The sequence below is a fragment of the Arthrobacter sp. 2YAF22_2 genome (assembly GCF_052114645.1).
Lineage (GTDB): Bacteria > Actinomycetota > Actinomycetes > Actinomycetales > Micrococcaceae > Arthrobacter.
Genome location: NZ_JBFRFD010000739.1, coordinates 1 through 1244, shown reverse-complemented (window position 1 = coordinate 1244; position 1244 = coordinate 1). Strand labels below are relative to the sequence as shown.

The 1244-nt window shown below is 69.9% G+C and carries 1 protein-coding gene; it reads left to right on the top strand.

Features of this window, described 5'->3' with window-relative positions:
* Window positions 1-375 precede the first annotated feature (375 nt).
* Window positions 376-1244: PheS-related mystery ligase SrmL (gene srmL, locus AB4Y86_RS19170; protein ID WP_441403708.1), on the top strand; the 869-nt coding region annotated here is incomplete at its 3' end.

Sequence of the window (1244 nt, the reverse complement as noted above, 5' to 3'; positions counted from 1 at the left end):
CTGCTGCACGGACCACTCCATTGGCTTTCCTTCCGCTGGCGGGTATTTCCCGTCCGCTCCTTTGAGCCTAAATGTTGACGCAACGTCAAGGTCAAGCCCCATCGGCTGGGGCGGCCGGGGAGGCGGCGGGGTGCGCTCCCAGGGCTGCGTACCAGGGCTGCGTACCAAGGCGTCCTACCAGGGACGGGAGCTGTCCGGGCCGTCTGGGGCATAACATGGACACATGCACAGGCAGCAGCGATTTACCAGCCCTCGGCCGCTTACCGGCCGCACGGGCTTCTTAGCGCGCGCCTAAACGGCAGCCGCCGGGGTCCGTCCGGCGCAGCGGCTGAGGGTGTTCTTCCCTCCCGCCCCTAGAACTCCAAGGACCCCGCCATGAAAAAATATCCTTCCCTGCCCGAGCTCAACGCCGCCCTCGCCGTGCGAGACCTGTCCGATCCCGCCAGCGGTCCGCACGCCGTCCAGCTCCTGCTGGCGGAGGTGGTGGCCAGCCTGGAACGGCTCTGGGACATTCCCGCCGCCACGCACCGCCACAACCCCCTCGTGGCCACCGCCGACAATTACGACCGGCTGGGCTACTCGGCGGACGACGTCACCCGGGACTCGCGATATTCCCGCCACGTCAGCCCCACCGTGATGCTCCGGAGCCATACCTCGGCGGGCGTCCCTGCCCTGCTGGACACGCTCCGCGGCGAGCTCGGCCGCTACGACCGGCTCCATGTGCTGCCGGGTCTGGTCTACCGGCGCGACGCGGTGGACCGGACCCATGTCGGCGCGCCGCACCAGGTGGATCTATGGCGTCTCAAGTCCCGCGGCCTGCTCGGCCCCGCCGAGCTGCGCGCGATGATGGCCGCGGTGGTCGAAGCCGTGTTGCCGGCCGCCGATTATCCGGACGTGCAATGGCGTGCCACACCGGCGGAGCACAGCTACACGGCGCTGGGACAGCAGCTGGACGTTTGGGTCACGCGCTCCGACGGCCGCCGCGAGTGGCTGGAACTGGCAGAGTGCGGGCTGGTCGCGGCTCGGGTATTGCGTGGGTCCGGGCTGGACCCCAGGCGCTGGGCCGGGCTCGCGTTCGGTCTCGGCCTGGACCGGGCCCTGATGCTGCGCAAGGGCATCGGGGATATCCGGTTGCTGCGCTCGGAGCATCCGGAGGTCCGGGCGCAGTTGCAGGACCTGCTGCCGTACCGGCCGGTATCGGCCATGCCGCCGGTCCGGCGGGACCTGTCCCTGGTTCTCGGCTC